This is a genomic window from Clostridium sp. D43t1_170807_H7, from assembly GCF_015555905.1.
Classification (GTDB): domain Bacteria; phylum Bacillota; class Clostridia; order Clostridiales; family Clostridiaceae; genus Clostridium.
In genome coordinates, this window is the sequence record NZ_JADNLK010000032.1 from 1 (window position 1) to 25,272 (window position 25,272).

Genomic DNA, 25,272 nt, shown 5'->3' on the forward strand with positions numbered 1-25,272 from the left:
AAATAGGATATAACTAATGATCATTTTTGTACATTTTTATTTTCCATTTTCTATTCATTGTTATATTATCATTTACATTTATGTATTGGTTTGATTATTATAACTTACTATGTATTAATTGTATTATTTCTTGTAATCCTAATAGTTATAAACTACTAATAATCTAAAGTTATAAATAATAGAATTAAAAAGCACCTCATTAAAATTAAATAATCTTAATGAGGTGCTATAAACTACATAACTCTCTTTTATTAGTTTATTAAACTTATAAATTTCTTAATTATAATCTTTAATATTACTTTTACTTAATATTAATACATTTTAGCTAATTTAGTTATATCAAAGATATCAATTATATTATCATTATTTAAATCATATATGCAATTCCAATTACTTTCACTATTAGTTTGTCCATATCTTAATGCTAATAAAGATAAATCAACTTGATTAATAACTCCATCATAATTAAAATCACCTAAAATACTAATATCTAAAACATGTTCTCCTTTAGAATCTAATATATAAATTTCCCCACCTTTTATATATATCTTATTAATACTTTCATTTCCTTCATATATAACACTATATGTATTATCAATAGTATTATATTTAATTACATTATTTCCATCTATAAAAAATAACTCATTACCTCTATTAATTAAGCATCTTCCATTAATATTATTATGTTCATTTTTTATATTATCTCCATATAAATTAACTGAATATAAATTATTGTTATTAAAATAATATATTCTTTCATCAATTCTCGTCATATTATCTGAATTATTTTTTCTTAAGAAATTAAACTTATCACTTGTACACTGTGGGTATAAATCAGAGTTCCAAGTATGATCTTTAGAAATTTCATTATCAGATAAATTGAAATAATTATAAACACTTCTGTTTTTTTCTGGAGTAGAATCATCCCATGTTATATCCATATGATAATAACTTCCATTTATATTTACATAATTCCACCCATGATTCATCTCTGTACTTATTATTATTCCTGATTCAATATTAGATAAATTCAGAAGTAATTTTGCAGCCTTAGAATACCCCTCACATACCGCTACTCCTTCAACTAATGCCCCATATGCATTATAGGATATTTTAGGAACGGTATCATTAATATAATTGTCATAATCATAGGTTGTATTTGTTAATATATAATCATGAATTATATATTGTAATTTAAGCTTATCATCTTCATCCCTTAAATAATTTTCCTCAATTTCCTTAACCTTTATATTAAATTTTCCTCTCATATTATATATATTTTCTTTAGTATCAATATATCTTATCTTAAGTTTACATACACTTATTTTTTTGCTACTTGGATAATATGAATAACTAACACTTACTTTATTATCTCCATAAAAAATTTCTGGATATTCCCTTAAAACTGAAAAATAGTAACTCATTAATAAATTAAAATCAGTATCATCAATATTATTACAATACTCTGTTATATCTATTTCATCCTTTACTTCATCTAGACCTTTATATATAGTTTCTATTAATCCTTCATAATTAGAATAAGTAACTATTTTTTTTATTTTTTCTTCTGTATACTTATTGTATTCATCTTCAGTCATTACTTTTTCTTCTAATATTATGTTTTCCTCAATTTCTTGTTTACTTAAATGAGTTGCTTTAGAGTTCTTAGCAGAACTATATTTATTATCATAAGCAGCTACACTTTGTACCAATAAAAATGATAATAAAGTTAATAATGATAATATTTTTTTCATAATCCTCCCCCAATTGTTTCTTATTTTTAATTATTTCAATATATGAGTGTTTTACATAATTTATACCATATAGATTATATTATACCTTCTTTTTTTATTTTAATATACCTATTAAATATACATATACTTTTAATATTTCTAATTCTTAAAATTATCTAATTATAAATAAGAGACTAATTAGATTAAACTTATTTTAATCTAATTAGTCTCCTTATCTTGATTTAATGCTTAGTGCATAGCTCCTGTACAATCAAAGAAATATTCTACACCATCTATAGTATAAGGTCCACCAACAAACATCTTACCGTCTTGTCCTAAGTAATACCACTTACCACTATCTAATAACCAACCTGTTTTAGCTGCTCCTGATGATGTTAGATAGTACCAGCTACCATTAAACTTATACCATCCAGTTTTATCAACCATATCTCCATTTGAGCTTAATAAATAAACCTTTCCATCTATATCTGTAAATACTCCTGTACGCATAATTCCATCATTATTAAAACTATACCATTTACCATTAATCTTATTCCAGCCTATCTTAGCTGCTCCTGATGATGTTAAGTAGTACCATTTATTTGAATGTTTATACCATCCATTACTAACCATGCTTCCATCTGGTCTAAATACATAAGTTGTTCCGTTTATTAATGCTGGATAATGAACCATAACTCCATCATCTAATGATAAGTAATACCAGTTTCCACCGTATTTTAACCATCCAGTTTTATATGCATTGTTTTCATAGAACTTCCAAGAGTCACCATCATAAACCCATCCATTTTGAGCTACTAATGCATCTACATTAGATTCTTCTGCAGTTATTTCTACATTAACTACCTCATCCTTTGTTTCTGCAAAAGCAATGTTTGCTGTGCTTGCACTTGCTATTGCTAATGCTAATGATACGGCTTTGTAAATATTTTTCATTTTTGTTTCCTCCTCTTTACTTTGGGTAATATTAGAATATAGTGATTAATTAAAAATATTAACCTCTATTACACTATATTATTTAATTCATTTACATATGAATAAATTTTATAAAAATTTTATTTTTACTCAATATTTATTCTAAAAATAAATTAATTATATTAATATCCTGTGTGCAATAAGTATTTTTTAATTAAGCTCTTATCTTTCATCACCCTATACTTAAATATATTTACATAGTTTCAAATATATTCATAAATGTTTTAAATTTTTTTAATTTTTTATTGTTATAAAAAATAGAGATGATAAACTCCTATTTATCATCTCTATCTTTATTAAATATTAATTATATCCCTTAGGGTTGTTACTTTGCCATCTCCAAGAATCTTCACACATTTCCTTGATTCCTCTTTCAGCCTTCCATCCTAATTCTTCATTAGCCTTCTTAGGATCTGCATAGCATGTTGCTATATCTCCTGGTCTTCTATCAACTATCTCGTAAGGAATTTCTCTTCCTGATGCTTCACTAAATGCTTTAACAACATCTAATACTGAATATCCATTACCAGTACCTAAGTTATAAGTAACAAGCCCTGGATTAGTTGCTAACTTTTCTAAAGCTTTAACATGACCTACTGCTAAATCTACAACGTGGATGTAATCTCTTACCCCTGTTCCATCATGAGTTGGATAATCATTACCAAATACTCTAAGTTGCTTTAATTCGCCAATAGCAACCTTAGTAATATATGGCATTAAGTTATTTGGAATTCCATTTGGATCTTCCCCTATTGTTCCACTTTTATGAGCTCCTACTGGATTGAAGTATCTAAGTATTGCTATATTTAATTCCGGCTCTGCCTTAGCAATATCTCTTAACATATCTTCAATCATAAGCTTAGTACTTCCATATGGATTAGTAGTTGATAATGGAGAATCCTCTGTTATTGGTACAACTTTTGCATCTCCATAAACTGTTGCAGATGAACTAAATACAAAGTTTCTGCATCCATACTTTTTCATAGCCTTTAATACTACTAATGCACTTGTTAAATTATTATAATAATATTCTAATGGCTTTTCTACTGACTCACCAACTGCTTTAAAAGCTGCAAAATGAATAACTGAATCTACTTTATTATCTCTAAAAATTTCTTCTGTCTTTTCTACATCAGTTAAGTCAACATTATAAAACTTAACATCTTTGCCTGTTATTTCTCTTATTCTATCTTTAACAAGCTCCTTACTATTGCTTAAATTATCAGCAATTACAACATCATAACCTGCATTTAAAAGCTCTACTGTTGTATGACTTCCGATATATCCCATTCCACCTGACACTAAAACTGCCATATACAATTTCCTCCCAACAAAAGTTTTATTTTCCTAATTAACATTATATAACAATTAAAACTAATTTAAAATATCTTTTTTAAATTAATTAACAAAGTTTTCAGTATATTTTAATATTTTAAAATTGAACTTTATTAAACCTCTAAATTTAATTTTAATATTCAATAGCACTTTTATCTTCTAGATAATTAATTTCTCAATTTATATATTAATATACCTTTATATAGTATAATTACTATATAAATTACAATATCTATATTTAATAAATTTAAGGGGGAACTTATGAAGAAAAAATTATCAATAACGAAAAAGGTACTAATCACCACTTTATTAGTATTTGTACTAATAATTTCTTTATGCTTATTTGCATTTAATCATTTTAGTTCAAAAGTCGAAAGAGTAGAAATTGATAGAAGTGCTGTTACTGAAACTGGTAAAGAACCCGCTAAAGAAGATGAAGATGTTATTTCTATTGCTTTATTCGGTACAGATTTCACTGAAAATGAAAAATATGGGAATTATTATGGTGCCGCCGATGCTACTATGATCTTAGGAATTGATACTAAAAATAATAGGCTTAAACTCTTTTCATTTATGAGAGATCTTTATTTAGATTTACCTGATGGAAGTGGCAATAAACAAAATTTAAACTATACTATGGCAGTTGGTGGTCCTGAACTTATATTAAAAACTATTAATTATAATTTCAATTTAACAGTAGATAAATTTATTCATGTTAGTTTACGTACTCTGCCAACTATAATTGATAAACTTGGTGGTGTTGAGTTAAATATAACTAGTGAAGAATTAAATTTTATTAATGGATATATAACTGATATTGATAGCGAAAATGGTACAATCACTGAAAAGTTAACAGCTCCTGGTCTTCAAACCTTAAATGGTACTCAAGCTTCTGCTTATTGTAGAATAAGATATACTGAAGGTAGGGATTTTAAAAGAACAGAAAGACAAAGGGATGTACTTACTGCATTATTTGAGAAATTTAAAACTGCTTCAATTACTGATTTAGCTGCCATGATGAATGACATATTACCATTAGTTTCAACTAATCTTACTAATACTGAGATAATGTCAATAGTAAGTAAGGTTTTAAGTATGGGTGTACCAATAATTGAGCAATCTAGATTCCCACTTGATGGTAAATCTGAAATGATTGCAACCGATATGCTTCATTTAACAACTGATATAGAAGAAACTACTAAAGATATACATAATTTCTTATATTCTTTAGATTAAAATTATATAAATTCAAATGAGATGCCTATTTATAGTGCATCTCATTTTTAATGCTAGCTATTCTTTTTACTATTTTTCTCTATTAAAAAATATTAAATCTATTAATAATGAAACTACTACGCATACAAATAAAACTAAGAATATTATACTTAATACTCTATTTATATTTTTTCTTTTTATTGCACTAACACTATTTAAAGTCTCATTATTATTTTCAGTAGAATTATAACTATTATCACTTACATGGCTATTTTTAACTATTTCTTCATCATTTAAATTATTATTACCATTATTATAATCATCATTTTCAGCTATGCTATCAGAGTTATTATTACTATCTCCATTATTTATACTTGCCTCATTAGTAATAGTATTTTCAGCTATATAGCTTTTTAATTCTTCATAATCTTGATATGTAAGATGTGACTCCTTATAATTTTCATAATATCTTTTAGCATCATCTATATTGCATTTAATCAATATTAACTTACTATCCTTATCTTTCAAAACAACTTCCTTAGTTGATAAATCTAAATCAAAGTTAATATTTAATGTATCTGCTATATTTAAAGCTTCATCATAAATATTAAGTAATTCTGTAAATGTAAAATCACTATAATCTTCTTTTTCTTTTAGCCTTGAAATAACATCATTTGCTTCATCTAATAAATTTTTTGTTTCTTCCTCACTGAGTTTTAAATTAGTAATATAGTTAATAATATTATCACTATATTCCTCTGGAACTCCTACATTCTCTAACTCTTCTTCTATTAAGTTCAATGTTTCACTATGTACATATCTAATTGGTATATTTAATATTAAAAAAGCAACTATAAATATTCTAAGAATCTTCTTCATATTAATTTTGTGTCTCCTTTGTAGATAAACTAATTTATCTTAATTATTGCCACAGATATATTAAATATTACATTTTAGATATAAATCCCATAATTTTTAATAAATAAATTACAATACCGTATACACTAAATCGCGTATACGGTATTTTTATAAAAATCTATTTATTTTTAAAGTATTCCACTATATGCTCAACAATTCTTGCACAAGCTTCTCCATCTCCATAAGGATTTACTGCATGGGCCATCTTATTATAAGCTTCTTTATCATTTATAAGTTCATCAGCAATATTAAATATAACATCTTTCTTAATTCCTGCTAATTTTACAGTTCCAGCCTCAACAGCTTCAGGTCTTTCAGTTTCTGTTCTTAAAACAATAACTGGTTTACCAAGTGCCGGTGCTTCTTCTTGTATTCCACCTGAATCTGTCATTATAAGATAGCACTTAGCCATAAGATTTGCAAAATCAACATATTCAAGAGGCTCAATTAAATGTATTTTCTCTTCTACTCCTTTAAAACCTTCTGCTGCAAGCTCTCTTATTAAAGGATTTCTATGCATTGGGAATATTACATTTACATCGTCATTTTTAGTAACAAGCTCTCTAACTGCTGCAAATATATCTTTCATTGGCTCTCCCCAATTTTCTCTTCTATGTGCAGTTAATAAAACTATTTTTTTATTTTCAAAATCTATGTCATTTAAATTTTTATCATCAAATTTATGATTTTTATCTACAACACTAAGCAAAGCATCTATTACAGTATTACCTGTTAAGTATATATTCTTATTTATATTTTCCCTTTCCAGGTTTTCCTTATTGCTATTTGTTGCTACAAAATGTAAAGTTGCTATTGCTCCTGTTAACTTTCTATTTGCCTCTTCTGGGAAGGGTGAATAGATATCTCCTGTTCTAAGTCCTGCTTCAACATGTCCTATTGGCTTTTTATTATAAAATGCGGCCAGGGCTCCATTTAATGTTGTTGAAGTATCTCCATGAACCAAGACTATATCTGGATTACACTCCTTAATTACCTTATCTACTCCAGTTAACACCTTATTTGATACATCAACTATTGTTTGGCCATGAGCCATTACATTTAAATCATATTGTGGTTTAACATTAAATATTTCAAGTACAGTATCAAGCATTTCTCTATGCTGGGCTGTAGCACATACTACAGATTCTATTCTTTCATCTTTTTCTAATGCTTTTACTAAAGGACACATCTTTATTGCTTCTGGCCTTGTTCCAAAAACACTAAGAACCTTTATCTTTGTCAATATCCTTACCTCCTAAAAAACTAGCTCATTAAAGTTTATTCTTTATCTAAATAACTTCCTATTACTATTAATCCAACAGGAATAATATAAGAGAATATTTCTCCAATGATATGGAAACTAAAATAAGTAAATGCTATGTTTGCACTAATAAACCTAATCATTATAAATACTGCTACTATTATAACTGGTGCTATCATCCTTATATTTTTCTTTAACTTCATAAAATTATTAAATAATAAAGATGCTAATGCTATGATTACTAATGGTTGAATAAATGTTGCAACTATACTTATTAAATAAAATATTGATCTAAGCACTCCATAATATCTAAATGAGAAAAATAAATCTTCAAATAAATATGGTAAATTAGATATACTACTAACTAATTTAGGTGATAGTAATAAAATTGCAATTATAGCTAATATATAGTTAACTTCTTTATGATTTGCTTTAGCCTTATTTACAGTACTCTTGAATTCTTCTGATCCTGAAAAATCTTTAACTAGATTTAATGCTTCATTTGTAACATCTTTAGTTACATTTACTGCTTTATCAGCATATTCTCTAACTCTTTCTGTATTTATGTTATTTCTACTACTATTATCTGAATACATTTCAGATACACATTCCTTACAATAATATTTATTGTTTATCTTTACTGCACATTCTTTACATATAAGTTTGTTGCACCTAACACACATTCCTATTGGCTCTCTATCCATATGATTAGAACAATTCATATTTACTCAACTCCCATCCTAGATATATACACTATTCTATCTTTTAACTAAAATGATTTTAATTATTGGTTGTCCTATAATAAAATCAAGTATAATTTTACCATACAATAGTTGCAAATTCATTACCTTTTTAGTATATAAGACTAACTATTTTTATTATTCTTATATTTTTGTTCATAATGATCATATTCTTCATTAGTATCTAAATCTTTATGATAATCACTATATAACTTTTGAATTTCATCATCAAATTTACTAGCTGCTCTTAATAGAGAAAAAATAATTATATAACCTATAATTAAAAATAGTGTAAATAAAATGTATTTAAACATATAATCACCTCTTATAATAGATAAATTTATTATAAGTCTGTCCATTTAAATTAATTATATTCATAATTATATAAAACATCCCTAACTAATTATGTTATTTTATATTATTTTTTATCTTATAAAAAATGACCTATTTTTATTTAATAGGTCATCTCATCTAAATTTAACTATTGTATTTTTACTATATAAAATTACTCAACTGTAACTGACTTAGCTAAATTTCTTGGCTTATCTACATCGCATCCCTTTTGTTTTGCAACATAATAAGATATTAATTGAAGTGGTACAACACTTATCATTGGAGTTAATAAATCAATAGTCTTTGGAATATAAACTAATGAATCAACAACTTCCTTAGATGTTTCATCACCTTCATTAACTACTGCAAATATATTTCCACCTCTTGTAGAAACTTCTCTTACATTAGATACCATCTTATCCTTTAAAGCTTCTTGAGTTAATAATGTAATAACTGCAGTTCCCTTATCTATTAAAGCTATAGGTCCATGCTTTAATTCTCCACCTGCATATGCATCACAATGAATATAAGAAATTTCTTTAAGCTTTAGAGAACCTTCCATAGCTACAGCATAGTCTAATCCTCTACCTAAGAAGTATATATCTCTATGATTATAGTGTTTATCAGCATACTTTTGAAGTTCTTCCTTCATTTCTAAAGCTTTTTCTATCTTTTCTGGAATTTGTAATAATTCAGCCTTTATAGATTCAGCATATTCTTCAGTAATAGTTTCTTTTAATCTACCGAAGTATAATCCTAAAATATAAAATGCAGCTAATTGAGTTACATAAGCTTTAGTTGATGCAACTGCAATTTCTGGTCCTGCTAATGTATAAATAACATCATCTGCTTCTCTTGATACTGAAGAACCAACAACATTAGTTATAGCTAAAACTCTAGCTCCTTGTCTTTGACCATCTCTTAAAACCGCAAGAGTATCTGCTGTTTCTCCTGATTGAGATACGACTATTATTAATGTCTTGTTAGTTATTAATGGATCTCTATATCTAAATTCTGATGCAACATCAATCTCTACTGGTATTTTAGCTAACTTTTCTATAACAGTTTTCCCTACAACACCTGCATGATAAGCTGTTCCACAAGCCACTATATAAACTTTATCAAAGTTTTCTAATTCTTCTTTAGTAAACTTAACATTATCTAATTCAATTTCTTTTCCTAATTGAATCTTTCCTGCTAAAGTATCTCTTACTGCTTTTGGTTGCTCATGAATTTCTTTAAGCATGAAGTCTTCATATCCACCTTTTTCAGCGGCATCAACATTCCAAGTTACATGGTAAACTTCTTTTTCTATCTTTTCACCATCTTCATTTTTAAGTTCAACACCATCTTTAGTTAAGATAACAAATTCTTTATCTTCTAATAAGTATACGTCTCTAGTATGATTTAAAACTGCTGGAATATCAGAAGCTATAAAGCTTTCATTTTCTCCAAGCCCAACTATAAGTGGACTATCTTTTCTTACTGCAATAATTTTATCTGGTTCATTATTTGCAATAACTCCAATGGCAAAACTTCCTTCTAATTTAGAAGTTGCCTTAACTACTGCATCAAAAAGATTTCTTCCATCTCTATAGTAGTAATCAACTAAGTTTGGTATAACTTCTGTATCTGTTTCTGATAAAAACTCATATCCCTTTTCAGTTAACCATTCTCTTAATCTCATGTAGTTTTCAATAATTCCATTATGAACAACACTTATTGTAGCTTCACCATTTGAGTGTGGGTGAGAGTTAACATCGCTTGGTTCTCCATGAGTTGCCCATCTTGTATGACCTATCCCTATATATCCATTTATGGGATTAGACTTTAAATCATTTTCTAAGTTAGCTAATCTTCCCTTTAATTTTCTTACACTTATTTTTTCATCTTCTATGATTGCAACACCTGCTGAATCATATCCTCTATATTCTAATTTTGAAAGGCCTTCAACTAATAATTCTGATGCCTGTCTTTTTCCTATATATCCTACTATTCCACACATAAAATTTAACTTCTCCTTTGTTTATGGATTTTGACCTAAAATGTAATTATATACTATATAGTTTTCATCAAAATATCTATGATTATATCATAATAAATAAAATTTTTTAATATAAATTTTCCATATTCATTTATCATTAATCTATATATGCTATTTTTTCTTTCTTCTCTTATAAATGTAATATCCACCAATACCTATAGTTCCAATTACTAAGCAAGAAACTATACTATATAAAATTGTATTATCCCTTTTATTAGACAATAAATTTACATTTTTAATCTCACTATTCTCTACTTGTTTCTTTGAATTTTTATCATCTTCATTTTTACTATCATCAGCACTTATAGAATTATTATCACTGTCTGTATCTTCATTACTTACTACACTTTCCTCATCAGAATTATTATAAGTAGCATCCTCTATAATTAGATCATTATTGCTAGTGTTTGTCTCTTCATTGTTTCCTTGTGGATTATCTTCATTAGAGTCAGTCTTTTGAGAAATGTCAATACTGGAATTATTGTTTTTGCTATTAGATTCTATAAACTTATAATCATAATTTTCAACTGTATCCTTATTACGCTTAACTAGCTTAATCTTCATATTATCTTCAGTGATTTCTAAGCTATGATCTTTCAGTACTGTTGCACTTATTGTTACTAAAGTACCACTTCCACTTAGTCCTTTCTTATCACCTAAAAATGTAAATGAATATGCTGCAGTATTACCATTTTTATCAGTTTCTCCACCTAACTCCATAATATCATTTGAATATTTACCTATAAATTCAGAAGACGAAATAGTATTAACTTTTAATAATTCTGTATCATAAGTAAAATCTACTGATGCTGCATAAAGTCTTTCAACATCCTTTACATTTATAAAAATTTCTATACTTTCTCCCCTTTTTACTTGTCCACTTATTTTAACTTCAACTGCTGCACTTTCTGCTAAAGCTGGATTTGGCATAATACAAAAGAAAAACATTATTGATAATACTATAATTTTCTTCATTTTTACTTTCTCCATTTCATTAAATTTTATTAGTTACAATAATAATATGGTAAACACTTATAATACCATCATATCACCATTTCCTTCAATTTCAATCGAATTATTTACATACTATTGGTATTATAGTAAAATTTAAGATGAAAAATTATTTGTATAAGGGGGATATTATGAAACTTTTTAAATCAAATCAACTAAAAAAATTGATGATTTTATTACTAAGTTTTTTTACAATTCAATTTTTTATTTTAAACTACGAAATTACATTTGCTAGTAATCTACCAAAGGTTACCTACACTATAGAAGGTAATACTTCTATTGGAAGCAATATTAAAGTTAATATAAATATATCTAATGTAACTGACCTTTATGGAGGTTCTGTGGATTTTTTATATGACCCTACCATTATTAAAATTAATAGTATAGATGCAGGAAATATATTTGGTTCACTTAACCCTATTAAGGCAGTAAATATTGTAGATAATAATTCCGGACAATCTAATATAGCTCTTACACTAAAGGGAGATATTAAAGGAGTTTCTAATACTGGAACATTAGCAGTAATTAATGCTACAGTGCTTAAGTCTGGTAAATTAAATATTAAAACTATCTCTAATAATGACCCTCTTTCTTTAACAGGATCAACAATTAGAGTAAAGCTAAGTGATAGTAATGCAAAGGCTATTTCTTATACTGCTGAAAATAAAGAAATTTCATTTACTGGACAAACTGGTTGGGTCCAATCTAATGGAACTTGGTACTACTATGACACTAACGGCAAACCTCATACTGGTTGGCTAAATGACGGTGGTACTTGGTACTTCTTTAATACTTCTGGTGCTATGCATACTGGCTGGCTAAATGATGGTGGTACTTGGTACTTCTTTAATGGTTCTGGCGCTATGCATACTGGCTGGTTAAATGATTGTGGTACTTGGTACTTCTTTAATGGCTCTGGTGCTATGCATACTGGCTGGTTAAATGATGGTGGCACTTGGTACTTCTTTAATGGCTCTGGTGCTATGCATACTGGTTGGCTAAATGATGGTGGCACTTGGTACTTCTTTAATGGTTCTGGCGCTATGCATACTGGTTGGCTAAATGATGGTGGCACTTGGTACTTCTTTAATGCTTCTGGTGCTATGCATACTGGCTGGCTAAATGATGGTGGTACTTGGTACTTCCTTAATGCTTCTGGTGCTATGCATACTGGTTGGTTAAATGATGGTGGTACTTGGTACTATTTATATTCAAATGGTAAAATCGCTACAAATACAACAATAGACGGTTGGGTAATAAACTCTTCTGGTGTGGCTAGACCTAAATAAATAAAATAAATTTCAAAAATATTTGGACCCCAAGGGACCAGCAAACTGGTCCCTTGGGGTCCAAAAAATTTCTAATTAATATTTACTTATTGTTTAGTAGCTACACCACTTCCATCAATGCTCCAACCATCAATTACAGTATTAACAGCCATATTACCACTACTATAGAAGTAATACCATGCTCCTCCAATTAATTGCCATCCTGTTTGCATTGCCCCACTTCCATTAAAGTAATAATACTTACCATTAAATATAGCCCAATCAGTAATCATACTTCCCTGTGCATTTAATTAATTCTCTTGTTTTAGAATCACTTACCAAATAATCTTCATCACCATCTGAATTTGTTATATCTCCTGCCAAAAAGGCTTTTCTATTCCCTTTTGAAATAACTACCCCCAAACTATTTGAATTTTCATCATAAATAATCTTATTATTCTCTTGTTCTTTAGTATTATAAGAATTATTATTAACTATATTAATCATGAAATCTCCAAATTCAAATTCTAAATTATCTAAACTAGATTGTTGATTTATATAAATAATATTTACATTATTCCTTTTTGCTGAATTAATCATATCATCATATACTTCTTGATTATCCCAAGTATATTCTACTTTATATTTAAACAACTGATGTATTACATTATTTTCATCACTATATATTTCTTTATATTCTCTTGTATAAAGCTTTTTTGTAGGAAATAAATCAAAAATTAAATCAAAATTTCCTATATGATCAGAATGTGAATGAGTTGCTATAGCAAACTCTAATTTTTTCACACCTTTTTCTTTCAAAAATTCTATTACAACATCTTCATACCCTTTTCCATTAATTGCATCAATTTCTGATTTAGGTAATCTAATTCTACTTGTACCAGTATCTTCAGCAGAGTCAATAAGTGCAAATTTTCCATTACTCTCGATTAATATGGCATCAGAATTTCCTGTTGATATAAAATGAAGTTAATTATTCTCATTATTTTCACCTCTCACTTCTATATAAAACATTAAAATATATTGATATATCTAAATTAAACCATTGGCTCTTACTATATTAAATTAATATTCTAAATAAGAAATTTTATGTTAATAAAAATAGACAATATAGTTTCATAAAATAACTACATTGTCTATACTTTTTATTTCAATGTAAAATAAAGGAAACTGAATACATTCACTGCATTCAGTCTTCTTTATTATCCTACCAAGTCCTCTTATCTTCAAATATATAATCATGTAATTGATTTACTGTTGTTTCCTTATCAAATGTTAAGTAATAAACTCCACCTATCATTTGACCTTCACAATAACCATCTAATGGAAATCTTTCTTGTTCTAAGCTAGTACTTCCCACTTTCAATACTTCATTTCCTAAATCCATTATTTCTGAAGCACTTAAACTAGTACTAATCATTGGTAATATTTCATTTAATAATGATGGATAACTAGTTGGAGACATTGATAATATTTTTTCAAACATCTTTGATAAAACTTCTCTATGTCTTTCAGTTCTTTTATAATCTCCACCAGAAGTATATCTTATTCTACAATATGCCATAGCTTGTGTACCATTTACATGTTGAAGTCCTGTTGAACTTATTGGAGATACACTTGTATTATTTATACCATTTAGTTCACTTATATATCCATTTATATATTGTAATTCTTCTGAATCTATATCTAATTCAATACCGCCAAGCTTGTCTATTATTTTAGGCAAAGTACTAAAATTAACAGCTGCAAATTCACTTATATTTAAATCAAAATTTTCATTTAGTGTTTTTATTGCTAATTCTGCCTTACCAAATGCATATGCATGGTTAATCTTATCAAGGCCATGGCCATCAATATTAACATAAGAATCTCTCATTATTGATGTTAACTTTAACTTTTTATTATGAGTATCTATAGTTGCTATCATTATTGAATCTGATCTTCCTACACCACCATCACTAGTATCTATTCCAAATAAAGCAATGTTTGTTATACTATCATCATACTTTGATAATTTATCTTCAACCTCTTGAGCTATTCCTACATTATCTTTGTTTATTTCTACCTTTTCCATCTTATTAAATAATGAATTTGCATATATATACACGCCCCCTACAGTACCTATTATAAAAAATAATAGAACTCCTAAAATCCAAAATGCAATCTTCTTTCCCTTAGTCATTTTCATCTTCTTCACTCCTACCCCCTATAAGTTATTTATTATAATAACTTCAAAATATGACTTATATTTATAAATTTTTACCAATATAAACATTCTTTATAATTATACATCAAAATAACCTAAACCAAAAGGATAATATTTAATTTACTTCCGTATAAAGTAAAAAGGAGAGATGTTAACCTCTCCTTTTATCATATTTAAATATTTTCTCCCAAAAATTCTTATTAAAATTATCAATCTTTGCATTATTACTTATAGTTCCATCATCATTGAATGAAATAATAATATTAGAATTTTCATTAGTTGTATAAACATTTTTAGCATTAATACTTTTTAATGATTCATATCCTTGTCCTCCTGGAGAGAAGTACTCTCCACCTGTAACTATAGTTATCTTAGGATTTAAATAACTAATAAAGCCATAACTTCCATTCATTCCATGATGTCCAATTTTTAAAACATCAATATCCTTTAATAAATCTTTTGTTACTGGGTCAGATATTAAATAGTCCTCATCTCCATCCTCATTTCCAATATCTCCAGCTAGAAAAGCTCTTTTCTCACCTTTACTTACTATAACACCTAAGCTATTATTGTTTTCTGATGGAATTATCTTATACTCCCTCTGTTTTTCTGTATTATATAAATTATTATTAACAATTTGTATTTTAAAGTCTTCTAACTTTAGATTTAACTCTTCTTCATTAGACCCTTCATCAACATAAGTAATTGGAATATTTTTATTTTCTGCGGAAGTTATCATATCTTTAAATACTTCTTTATTGTCCCAATAATACTCTTTATCTAAAGTAAATAATTGTTGCTTATTCCCATAATCATCAATAAAAGTTTGTTTATATTCTCTAGTATATAACTTTTTTACTTCAAAACTTTCAAAAATAGTATCCATATTTCCTATATGATCTGAGTGAGCATGAGTCGCTATTACAAACTCTAAAGTCTCGACCCCCATATCTTTTAAATAATTTACTACTACTTCTTCATAACCTTTAGTATTTAATTCATCTAATTGCTCTTGTGTTCCATTTTCTTTAGATGTTCCTGTATCTTCTCCTGCATCTACAAGAGCAAAGTTCCCATTACTTTCTATTAATATAGCATCTGAACTTCCAATTGCTATAAAGTGAATTTTATCATCTGAACTTTCTATATATGTGCTAATGTTACTTCTTCTCTCTTCCATAATATTAATTATAAATTGGAATATAACTAGTAATGATAATACTAAGAATATAATACCTTTTTTATACATATTAAACCCCTTTTTAACTATTAATTTAGTTAATATTATAACCAATCACTACATTAAAATTCTTATTCCTAATATTTAACTATTATTAATAACTTAAAATCACTTCCTTGTTTTAATTCACTTTCACATTTTATATTATAATCCAAAATAACTAGAGTATAGAATACTCTAGGGTAATTATTAAATATATTTTTACTATTAATTATTATATAAATATTATTATTACAATTATCTAATCCAACTGCTCCTACTATTGCTCCATCAATGTTAGTAATGATTTTTAAATATAATTGAAGTGCATATAGAAAATTAATCTTTAATTATATAGTTAAAGATTTTATCTACAATGTCATTGTCAACTTGTGAACTAAACTTTCTTGCAAATAACTTTTCAGAATTTATTAATTGCTCAAAATCTTCTTTCCTATATATATACGGATTTCCTCTTTTAAAATCTACCTCTCTTAAGCATGCTTTATAATCGTCATTAAAGCTATTCATAAATAGCTTTTCTTTGAATTTAGAATTATACACTAAAGTTTGTAAAAATACCTCATCTGCACAACTTGAATATTTGAAATGTTTATTTATCCATTCTTCTTTTTCTATAATATATTTTGCTAAATCATTAGTAATGCTAAACCAATTAGACCCAAAGCAAATTTTTATATTTTTATCCCACTTTCTTTGATAGTTGATTTTATATTGCAATCTTTTTATCAAGTTATTAAACTTTTCCCCAATAATACTCATTATTTTATTACTTCTATGGTATCTCATAAAATTATAATGTAATACTCTATCCTTCACATTATCAGCTTCCTCTTCAGTACAAAAATGTATAAATTCACTTCCATTATTTCTTTCAAAAAAACTATGAATTTCATCTTGTGTCTTTATTGGTAAATCTACTCCAGAAATTAAATGATAATAAATATACTTTTTACTAATAGCACTTTTAATCAATGAAATTTCACAATGTATTTGACTAACATGTCCCCATCTAACATTTTTTCTTTCAATAAAATATATATTAGACTCTTTAACTAGTTGTTCATAATACTTAAAATTGAAATTTTTCACTTTTGAATCTATATGTATATATATATCATTACGTGAGTCATCTAATAATAATATAAGTTTTTCTAATATATGAAACTCATTATGAGCCATTATTAAATATGCATGTTTATTCATCTATCTCTTCCTAACTGTTATATTAATATTATTTCTTTTATTATATATCTCAAACATTTAAATTGTTAGTAATATTGTATCTGTTATTTACATAAAATATGAATTTACATTATTAATAACATAAAAAAATATTACTGGAAATTATAATTTCCAGTAATATTTTTATACAATTTTTTTATAATTCAGTTGCAACTCCATTTTCATCTATTATCCAACCATCAATAATGTCATTAACTACCATCATTCCATTATCTCTTAAATAATACCAATTGCCTTCATTAAATATCCAACCAATTTGCATTGCTCCTGATTGATTTAAATAATATCTTTCTCCATTTACATTTATCCAACCTGTTTGCATTGCCCCTGATTCATTTAAGTAGTATCTTTCAGCATCTACATCTATCCAACCAGTTTGCATTACTCCTGATTCATCTAAATAATAGTAACTTATACCATTAAATATCCAACCAGTTTGCATTACTCCTGATTCATCTAAATAATAGTAACTTATACCATTAAATATCCAACCTGTTTGCATTGCTCCTGATTCATTTAAATAATACCATCTTCCATCATTATCTAATAACCAACCAGTTTGCATTGCCCCTGATTCATTTAAGTAGTATCTTTCACCACCGTCATTAATCCAACCAGTTTGCATTACTCCTGATTCATCTAAATAATAGTAACTTATACCATTAAATATCCATCCAGTTTGCATTGCTCCTGATTCATTTAAATAATACCACTTTCCATCATTATCTAATAACCAACCAGTTTGCATTGCTCCTGATTCATTTAAATAGTATATTTCACCACCATCATTAATCCAACCAATTTGCATTACTCCTGATTCATCTAAATAATAGTATTTAAATCCATCAAATACCCAACCAGTTTGCATTGCTCCTGAGGTATTTGAATAATACCATATACCATTAATTTTTATCCATCCTATTTGCATTTGCCCTGATTCATTTAAATAGTATCTTTCACCATCTACATCTATCCAACCAGTTTGCATTGCTCCTGATTCATCTAAGTAATACCATATATTAGTTTCATAATCTATGATCCAACCTGTCTGTCTAACTCCTGTTATCCCTAAGTAATACCAAGTTCCATCTATTTCTATCCAACCTCTTTGCATTACTCCATTATCATCATAATAATACCATTCACCATTCTCTTCAATCCAACCTGTTAATTTTTTTGCAGTACAAGTTATCTTGTCAGTATATACTTCTCCTGATTCTACTGATGTTGCAATTATCTCATTTTCGCTTTCTAATTTTACACCTTCCCAAACAAATACACCATCTTGTTGTTTAGTTCCCTTACCATAATCAACACCATTAACTGTTAAAGTTACCTCCTTACAATTAGAGTAAACTTTAATATCTGCAACGTCATTTTCTCTTTCTGTATATCTTCTACTTGTTAAATAAACAAATTTATCTTCTTTATTCCAAATTGCTTTATATAAATAAAATGCATCTTTCTTAATTTGTCTATCATAAGTAACAAGTCCCTTATCATTTAGACGTTCTTGTCCACCTTCATTTCTATAAGAAGAAAAGTCGAACATTGCCCATGCAAATGATGCTAAAATATCATCATTCTTTTCTATAGCATTTATAACAGCTTCATGAATAAAACTTTGGTATTCTTCAGGATGAAAGTCTTCGCTTGTATAACTACTTTTCCATACAAATCCTTCATTCATCTCTGCATGCTGATTTACGTTTGCTCCAGCACCATATTCAGATAGTATAATTTTCCCATCTATACCTATACTATCCTTCATGTTATTTATAGTGCTATCTAATCTTCTACCTATAACTTCTGCGCCTTCTCTTGTAGCACCTTGGCTTAAATTTTCATACCATCCATTGTAAATATTTAAACCTGTAAAATCTATATTTTCATTATCTTTCGTCCATAAAGATGATTCTTCACCCTTACTAGAACCATTAATATGTGCTTGTACTACAAATCTTGAACTATCTTCGCTTTTAGCTAATGCTGCAAGCTCTTTCATAAATTCACTTAAAGTTTCTTCTGAAACCTTAAACTGTTCTCCAAATTGAGCATATGAAGGATTAGTATTTACTTCATTTTGAATTCCCCAAAATGCTATTGATGGATGATTATATCCTTGACGAATCATTTCTATTAATTGTTGTTTAGCCGTTTCTCTAAATTCATCTGTATCTGCCATTATTAAATAGAATGGTATTTCATTCCAAACAACTAATCCCATTTCATCAGCTAAATCATATACATATTGTTCATGTGGATAATGAGCTGTTCTAATTGCATTAGCTCCCATCTCTCTTATCATTTCTAAATCTTCTTTTTTATGTTCTTTAGAAACAGCATTTCCATAACCTTCTCTATCTTGATGGAAACCAACCCCTCTTAGTTTATATACGTTCCCATTTAAAAGAAAGCCTTCATCTGTTGCTTCAAATTTACGGAATCCAATACGTTGTGATTCAGTATCAATTACTCTACCATTTTCATCTACTAAAGTAACATCTACTGTATATAAGTATGGATCATCTGTTCCATTCCATAAATGTGGATTTTCAATTTGAATTTGTGGTAAAGATACATATGAATTAATCTTACTACCTTTTGCTTCATATGTAGATTCAACTGTCTTTACAACATCTCCTACTGCATCTTTTAATTCAGCTTTAACTATTATATTAGTATCTTTTTCCACATCATGAGATATTGCAGTTTTTACATTTAATGTAGCTTTATTATTTTTTAAATCAACATTTTGATCTAAATATACTCCTGAAGTTCCATAATCCTCTGTAGATATATATATATCATCTGTTACAATCAATTCTACATCTCTATATATACCTGCCCAATGAGTGAAGTCCGTATTTATTGGAATTGTGTCTGTATCTAAATTAGTTACTTCCACTTTAATATTAGCAACATTCCCCTTTACATAATCAGTTATATCTACAACAAATGTAGAAAAGCCACCTATATGAGTGTCTACTTTAACACCATCTACATATATAACAGCTTTTTTATTTACACCATAAAATTTTAAAAATAAATTTTTATCTTCATATTTTGAAACATCTAATTTTTTTTCATAGGTAACTGTTAAAATATTCATAGGTGGTATAAAAGACATAGTTGGATGTGTGTACTCCCAAGAATGTGGAAGATTTATATTGCTAGTTATACCTTCCTTAGTTAAAGTCCATCCATTGTTAATATTAACAACTTCTTTTGCTTCTCTTATAATATCATCATCTTTAGAGTGTACTTGTACTTCTTCATCATTATCTGTAACTTCTAACTCTTCATATTCATTGCTATTCTCTGTACTAGTTTCTGATTCTTCATTACTATTTTCTGCTATATCCTCTATATTATTTTCTAAATTATTATTTACTTCTTCATTGTTATTGTCTATGGTTAATTCATCACTTGTGTCAGTTATTTCACTTATATTCTCATTCCTATTTACTATAGGCTCCGCAATAACATTAACTCCTGGCAATGAAGCCATTATTGTTAAGCTTAAAATAATAGCCATTATTCTTTTATTTTTCATATGTCCTCCTTAAAAATGTATTTATATAATATGTACAAATACTTAAAAAACATTTTAAGCATTTTACTTTATACTCTTTTACCTTGTTTACTTGTTTTAACAACAACATAGCAATTATACCATTATATGATATATTTCAAATGCACATTCGTTCGAGATATTTCGACATAAAATTTTCCACATATTCGACATAATATATATATCTAGGTTGTTTTATTAATAATTTGTTTATATAAGGATTATATGACTTAAATAATTTTAAAATAATTCTACTAATATTTAAATAACTCTTGTAAATTATACACTTAGAATAAATTTTCTTTTCTACTGACACTAAACTTCTATGATATTTATAATTATCTTAGTATAAAATCTATATAACATATATCCTATTAATCCACTAATACTATTGCAAATTAAATCCATAGTATCAAATGTTCTAATATAATTAGGTATAATCATAGATATAGTAACTTGACTACATTCAATAAATAAAGATATAAATAAAGACATCAGTAAAACATTCTTTATATTAAAGCGTAACTTTTTAAAATAATAACATATGAAAAAAATTAATGGAGCTAATAATATTAAATTACCACCAATATTTTCAATAACTACACCTAGACCATGTTTTTTATAGATTTCAATAGTGCTTTCCCATGGAATAATATTAATAATGGGCCTCTTATGTGCTATATAATCCCCCCCATGCTATAGGAAGCGGAAAATATACTACAGAAATTAATAAAAACATATATATACTAAAAATCATATTCATAAACTTCTTTTTAGCACTTCAATACTCATATTTCCTTCATTAAATATAATTCTAATCAATATATCTAAATTAATATATAAGATTATTACAGTAGCTAATGTAAAAAATTCTACTCTTCTTATAATAAAAATAATAATCCCCTCCCCACAAATAAAAGTAAGGAACAAAGTGGCTTCGCCACGCCCACTTCGTGGTAACAATTTTGCAATTTTAAACTCTAAAACCCTTGATATAACTAGCTTTTAAGTCTTAAAAATTTTATACTTTCCTATACATTAAAAAAGCTATACAATAGTATAGCTTGTTCAAAATCCAAAATATTGTTTTTTATTTTATAACAGTTTTTAAATACTCAATAAATCCATCTCTTAAATCTTCTTTTCTAAGAGCATATTCAACTGTAGCTTCAAGGAATCCAAGCTTATCACCTACATCATATCTTCTTCCTTCAAAATCATAAGCATACATTGCTTCTTCTTCAATAAGCTTAAGAAGTGCATCTGTAAGTTGAATTTCATTTCCCTTTCCAGGCTCAGTTTTTTCTAATATTTCAAATATCTTTGGCGTAATTATATATCTACCTAATATTGCAACATTAGATGGCGCTTCATCTACTGATGGCTTTTCTACTAACTCTTTAACCTTGTACACCCTGTCTTCAATGTGAATTCCACCAACTATTCCGTACTTATTAACATCTTGTGGTGCTACTGTTTGAACTCCTAAAACTGAAGTTTTATACTCTCCATAACAATCAATAAGTTGCTTTAAACATGGCTTTTGATCACTATAAACAACATCATCTCCAAGAAGTACTGCAAAAGGTTCATCTCCTACGAAAGTTTTTGCACAAAGGATAGCATGTCCTAACCCTCTTGGTTCCTTTTGTCTTATGAAATAGATATTTACCATATCTGATATATCTCTAACCATTTCAAGCATTTCTTGCTTGCCTGCTTTTTCAAGTTCCATTTCAAGTTCTACTGATTTATCAAAGTGGTCTTCTATAGATTTTTTATTTCTTCCTGTTATTATAAGTATTTCCTCTATTCCTGATGCAACACACTCTTCTATTATGTATTGTAATGTTGGCTTATCAACTATTGGAAGCATTTCCTTTGGTTGTGCCTTCGTTGCAGGTAAAAATCTTGTTCCAAGGCCTGCTGCTGGTATTATCGCTTTTCTTATTTTGTTTTACATAATTAATTTATTTCTTCTTTCTGTATTACTTAAAATGTTTAAATTTATTTATATTCCTTTAAACCCTTTTGAGAAATCTTTCAATAGCATTTATAACTATTTCATTCTTTATTAATATCATATAGATTAAACATAAAACAACATATAATACCCCACCGCTAATAACTTGTATAATTCCTGTAATTATTGATTTACCTAATATATTTCCTAATATTCTAATAGTTATACACATAACTGTGCCTGGAACAATATAGAATAAAACTTTTCTAAGATATGAAGCTATGTTTAATTCTTTTCTTATCATTATTGATTGATATATACATACAGATGCTTCCGCAAATATTCTTCCAATGGTCGCTCCAACTGCACCATATTTCTTTATCAATAAAAAGTTTATTACTAAATTAATAATTGCTCCTATTATAGTGGATATTATATATATTTTATCTTTCTTTTTAGGTATCAAATATTGTGTCCTAATAACATTTGCCCATGCTAAAAATAATATTGTTATCGATATTATTGATACTATATTTACACAATCAATAAATTTGTCTCCTAAAAATATAGGTATTAATACTGGGCTTATTCCAATAAGACCAAACATTGCTCCAATAAATATAAACATAACAAACTCAAGAGATAGTTCAATATATTTATCTCCTTCCTTTTCATTTCCTATCGCATATAAATTTGACATTTTAGGTAACATAACTGTACCTAGTGCTGTTATTATCCCTAATGGAATATTCATTATCTTTTCTGAATTTTCATAAAATCCAACCTGAACCATACTACTTATTGATCCTAACACAATCTTGTCCATTATTTTATAAATACTAATTGCTATTACAGGAATAAATAATACTAATATTGGCTTAACTTGTTCCAATACTTCCTTTTTATTTACTTTAACAAATGAAATATATTTATTTAAGTATTTCCATAACACACATTGGCTTATTAAACTACCTAACGCCAATATTAATGAATATAAATATAAATCATTACTATTTCTAACAAAAATAAAAATACTTAACACAGAAGCTAATTTTATTACTGTATTTCTAACTACAGTTAATTTAAACTGCTCCATTCCAAAGAAAAACCAATTAATATCTAATAATGCCGATATTATATAAATAGCTTGTATAATAAATATTACTTTATTTTCTTTAGCTATAAACATAATATATACTGAGTATAATACTATCATAATTACAGACATTATAAACTGAACTAAATAAATACTTATAAAAGTCCTACCTAATTTTTCCTCATCATTCCTGACCATAGCAATACTTCTATTACCATGATTGTTTATACCTAACATTGCAAATAATACAAAGTAATTCGCAACAGAATATGTGTATGATTGAACACCTACTCCCTCAGGACCTATAACCCTTGCAATGTATGGTGTTGTAACAATAGGAAGTATCATTATTAAAATTTGATAAGAGAAATTATAAATAAAATTCTTTTTTACACTCTTAATACTTTCTTCCCTAATTAATTTATTTTTAATAATAAAGAAATTAATTACTTATACATGTTATTATAATAATTTTGATATTCACCTGAAGTAACATTCTTCATCCATTCTTGGTTATCTAAGTACCATTGAATGGTCTTCTTAATTCCAACTTCAAATGTAGTTTCAGGATACCATCCTAACTCATCTTTTATTTTAGTTGGGTCAATTCCGTATCTTCTATCGTGACCTTTTCTATCTTCAACGTACTTAATTAAGTTTTCAGTTACTGCTTTATCAACATTTTCATTTAAGTAAGATATTACTGTCTTAACTATTGTTATATTAGTTCTTTCATTATGTCCACCAACGTTGTAAACTTCACCAACTCTACCGTTGTTTATAACCATATCGATAGCTTTAGCGTGGTCTTCAACGAATAACCAGTCTCTTATGTTCATTCCATCACCGTATACTGGTAAATCTTTATGAGCTAAGCAGTTATTTATTAATAATGGTATTAACTTTTCTGGGAATTGGAATGGCCCATAGTTATTTGAACATCTTGTTATGTTCATTGGCATTTTATATGTATCGTGGTATGCCTTAACCATTAAGTCTGAACCAGCCTTACTTGATGAATATGGACTATGAGGATCTAATGGAGTAGTTTCCATGAAGTATCCTGTATCCCCTAATGA

Annotated in this window: 21 protein-coding genes; 2 read left to right on the forward strand and 19 right to left on the reverse strand. The window is 27.3% G+C overall.

All coding sequences use genetic code 11. From position 1 onward, the window contains the following. Window positions 1-311 precede the first annotated feature (311 nt). From I2E98_RS14170 to galE, 3 genes are all read right to left on the reverse strand, one after another. Window positions 312-1,754 carry a transglutaminase domain-containing protein gene (locus tag I2E98_RS14170; RefSeq protein WP_195469533.1) on the reverse strand — a complete coding sequence of 481 codons (1,443 nt, stop codon included), beginning with the start codon at window positions 1,752-1,754 and terminating at the stop codon, window positions 312-314. Between the two features lie 228 nt (window positions 1,755-1,982). Beyond that, window positions 1,983-2,687: an N-acetylmuramoyl-L-alanine amidase family protein gene (locus tag I2E98_RS14175; RefSeq protein ID WP_195469534.1), complete on the reverse strand. Its 705-nt coding sequence runs from the start codon at window positions 2,685-2,687 to the stop codon at window positions 1,983-1,985. Between the two features lie 342 nt (window positions 2,688-3,029). After that, window positions 3,030-4,040 (reverse strand): UDP-glucose 4-epimerase GalE, encoded by a 1,011-nt coding sequence (galE, locus tag I2E98_RS14180; RefSeq protein ID WP_195469535.1) that lies wholly within the window; start codon window positions 4,038-4,040, stop codon window positions 3,030-3,032. A gap of 282 nt (window positions 4,041-4,322) precedes the next feature. Here galE and I2E98_RS14185 point away from each other — a divergent pair, with 282 nt between their 5' ends. Further along, entirely contained in the window at window positions 4,323-5,297 is a 975-nt protein-coding gene (locus tag I2E98_RS14185; protein ID WP_195469536.1) for an LCP family protein, read from the forward strand. A 69-nt stretch (window positions 5,298-5,366) separates the two neighbouring features. Here the strand turns inward: I2E98_RS14185 and I2E98_RS14190 are convergent, their stop codons facing one another. From I2E98_RS14190 to I2E98_RS14215, 6 genes are all read right to left on the reverse strand, one after another. After that, window positions 5,367-6,155 carry a hypothetical protein gene (locus I2E98_RS14190; protein WP_195469537.1) on the reverse strand — a complete coding sequence of 263 codons (789 nt, stop codon included), beginning with the start codon at window positions 6,153-6,155 and terminating at the stop codon, window positions 5,367-5,369. A gap of 157 nt (window positions 6,156-6,312) precedes the next feature. Further along, entirely contained in the window at window positions 6,313-7,437 is a 1,125-nt protein-coding gene (gene wecB, locus I2E98_RS14195) for a UDP-N-acetylglucosamine 2-epimerase (non-hydrolyzing) (RefSeq protein WP_195469538.1), read from the reverse strand. Window positions 7,438-7,472: 35 nt separating this feature from the next. Then, window positions 7,473-8,177: a B-box zinc finger protein gene (locus I2E98_RS14200; protein WP_195469539.1), complete on the reverse strand. Its 705-nt coding sequence runs from the start codon at window positions 8,175-8,177 to the stop codon at window positions 7,473-7,475. 143 nt (window positions 8,178-8,320) lie between these two features. Next, complete coding sequence (locus I2E98_RS14205) at window positions 8,321-8,509, reverse strand: hypothetical protein (protein WP_195469540.1); 189 nt, start codon at window positions 8,507-8,509, stop codon at window positions 8,321-8,323. Between the two features lie 191 nt (window positions 8,510-8,700). Beyond that, the gene (gene glmS, locus I2E98_RS14210) at window positions 8,701-10,533 is read right to left on the reverse strand and encodes a glutamine--fructose-6-phosphate transaminase (isomerizing) (RefSeq protein ID WP_195469541.1); all 1,833 of its coding nucleotides are present in this window, start codon (window positions 10,531-10,533) and stop codon (window positions 8,701-8,703) included. A 150-nt stretch (window positions 10,534-10,683) separates the two neighbouring features. After that, on the reverse strand, window positions 10,684-11,547 hold the full coding sequence (locus tag I2E98_RS14215; RefSeq protein ID WP_195469542.1) for a cohesin domain-containing protein: 864 nt from the start codon (window positions 11,545-11,547) through the stop codon (window positions 10,684-10,686). A gap of 167 nt (window positions 11,548-11,714) precedes the next feature. On the opposite strand from I2E98_RS14215, the gene I2E98_RS14220 reads away from it, so the two are divergent. Further along, window positions 11,715-12,872: a cohesin domain-containing protein gene (locus tag I2E98_RS14220; protein ID WP_195469543.1), complete on the forward strand. Its 1,158-nt coding sequence runs from the start codon at window positions 11,715-11,717 to the stop codon at window positions 12,870-12,872. Window positions 12,873-12,958: 86 nt separating this feature from the next. Here the strand turns inward: I2E98_RS14220 and I2E98_RS14225 are convergent, their stop codons facing one another. The 10 genes from I2E98_RS14225 to I2E98_RS14270 all read right to left on the reverse strand — a co-directional run. Beyond that, window positions 12,959-13,144: a hypothetical protein gene (locus I2E98_RS14225; RefSeq protein WP_195469549.1), complete on the reverse strand. Its 186-nt coding sequence runs from the start codon at window positions 13,142-13,144 to the stop codon at window positions 12,959-12,961. Then, a complete protein-coding gene (locus I2E98_RS14230; RefSeq protein ID WP_195469550.1) occupies window positions 13,134-13,829 on the reverse strand; it encodes an MBL fold metallo-hydrolase in 696 nt (231 codons plus the stop codon). Before I2E98_RS14230 ends, I2E98_RS14225 begins: the two co-directional genes overlap by 11 nt. A gap of 247 nt (window positions 13,830-14,076) precedes the next feature. Next, a complete protein-coding gene (locus tag I2E98_RS14235) occupies window positions 14,077-15,057 on the reverse strand; it encodes an LCP family protein (RefSeq protein ID WP_195469551.1) in 981 nt (326 codons plus the stop codon). Window positions 15,058-15,226: 169 nt separating this feature from the next. Beyond that, window positions 15,227-16,324 carry an MBL fold metallo-hydrolase gene (locus I2E98_RS14240; RefSeq protein ID WP_195469544.1) on the reverse strand — a complete coding sequence of 366 codons (1,098 nt, stop codon included), beginning with the start codon at window positions 16,322-16,324 and terminating at the stop codon, window positions 15,227-15,229. Between the two features lie 309 nt (window positions 16,325-16,633). Continuing rightward, entirely contained in the window at window positions 16,634-17,521 is an 888-nt protein-coding gene (locus I2E98_RS14245; protein ID WP_195469545.1) for a beta-1,6-N-acetylglucosaminyltransferase, read from the reverse strand. 175 nt (window positions 17,522-17,696) lie between these two features. Beyond that, window positions 17,697-21,116 (reverse strand): glycoside hydrolase family 2 TIM barrel-domain containing protein, encoded by a 3,420-nt coding sequence (locus tag I2E98_RS14250; RefSeq protein WP_195469546.1) that lies wholly within the window; start codon window positions 21,114-21,116, stop codon window positions 17,697-17,699. A gap of 333 nt (window positions 21,117-21,449) precedes the next feature. Then, window positions 21,450-21,815, reverse strand: coding sequence for a VanZ family protein (locus I2E98_RS14255; protein WP_195469552.1), 366 nt, complete (start codon window positions 21,813-21,815; stop codon window positions 21,450-21,452). 409 nt (window positions 21,816-22,224) lie between these two features. After that, a complete protein-coding gene (galU, locus tag I2E98_RS14260; protein WP_195469553.1) occupies window positions 22,225-23,085 on the reverse strand; it encodes a UTP--glucose-1-phosphate uridylyltransferase GalU in 861 nt (286 codons plus the stop codon). Between the two features lie 70 nt (window positions 23,086-23,155). Then, entirely contained in the window at window positions 23,156-24,640 is a 1,485-nt protein-coding gene (locus I2E98_RS14265) for a flippase (protein WP_347708044.1), read from the reverse strand. After that, on the reverse strand, window positions 24,640-25,272 hold a 633-nt coding region (locus I2E98_RS14270; RefSeq protein WP_195469548.1), incomplete at its 5' end, for a GDP-mannose 4,6-dehydratase. The genes I2E98_RS14270 and I2E98_RS14265, both read right to left, overlap by 1 nt.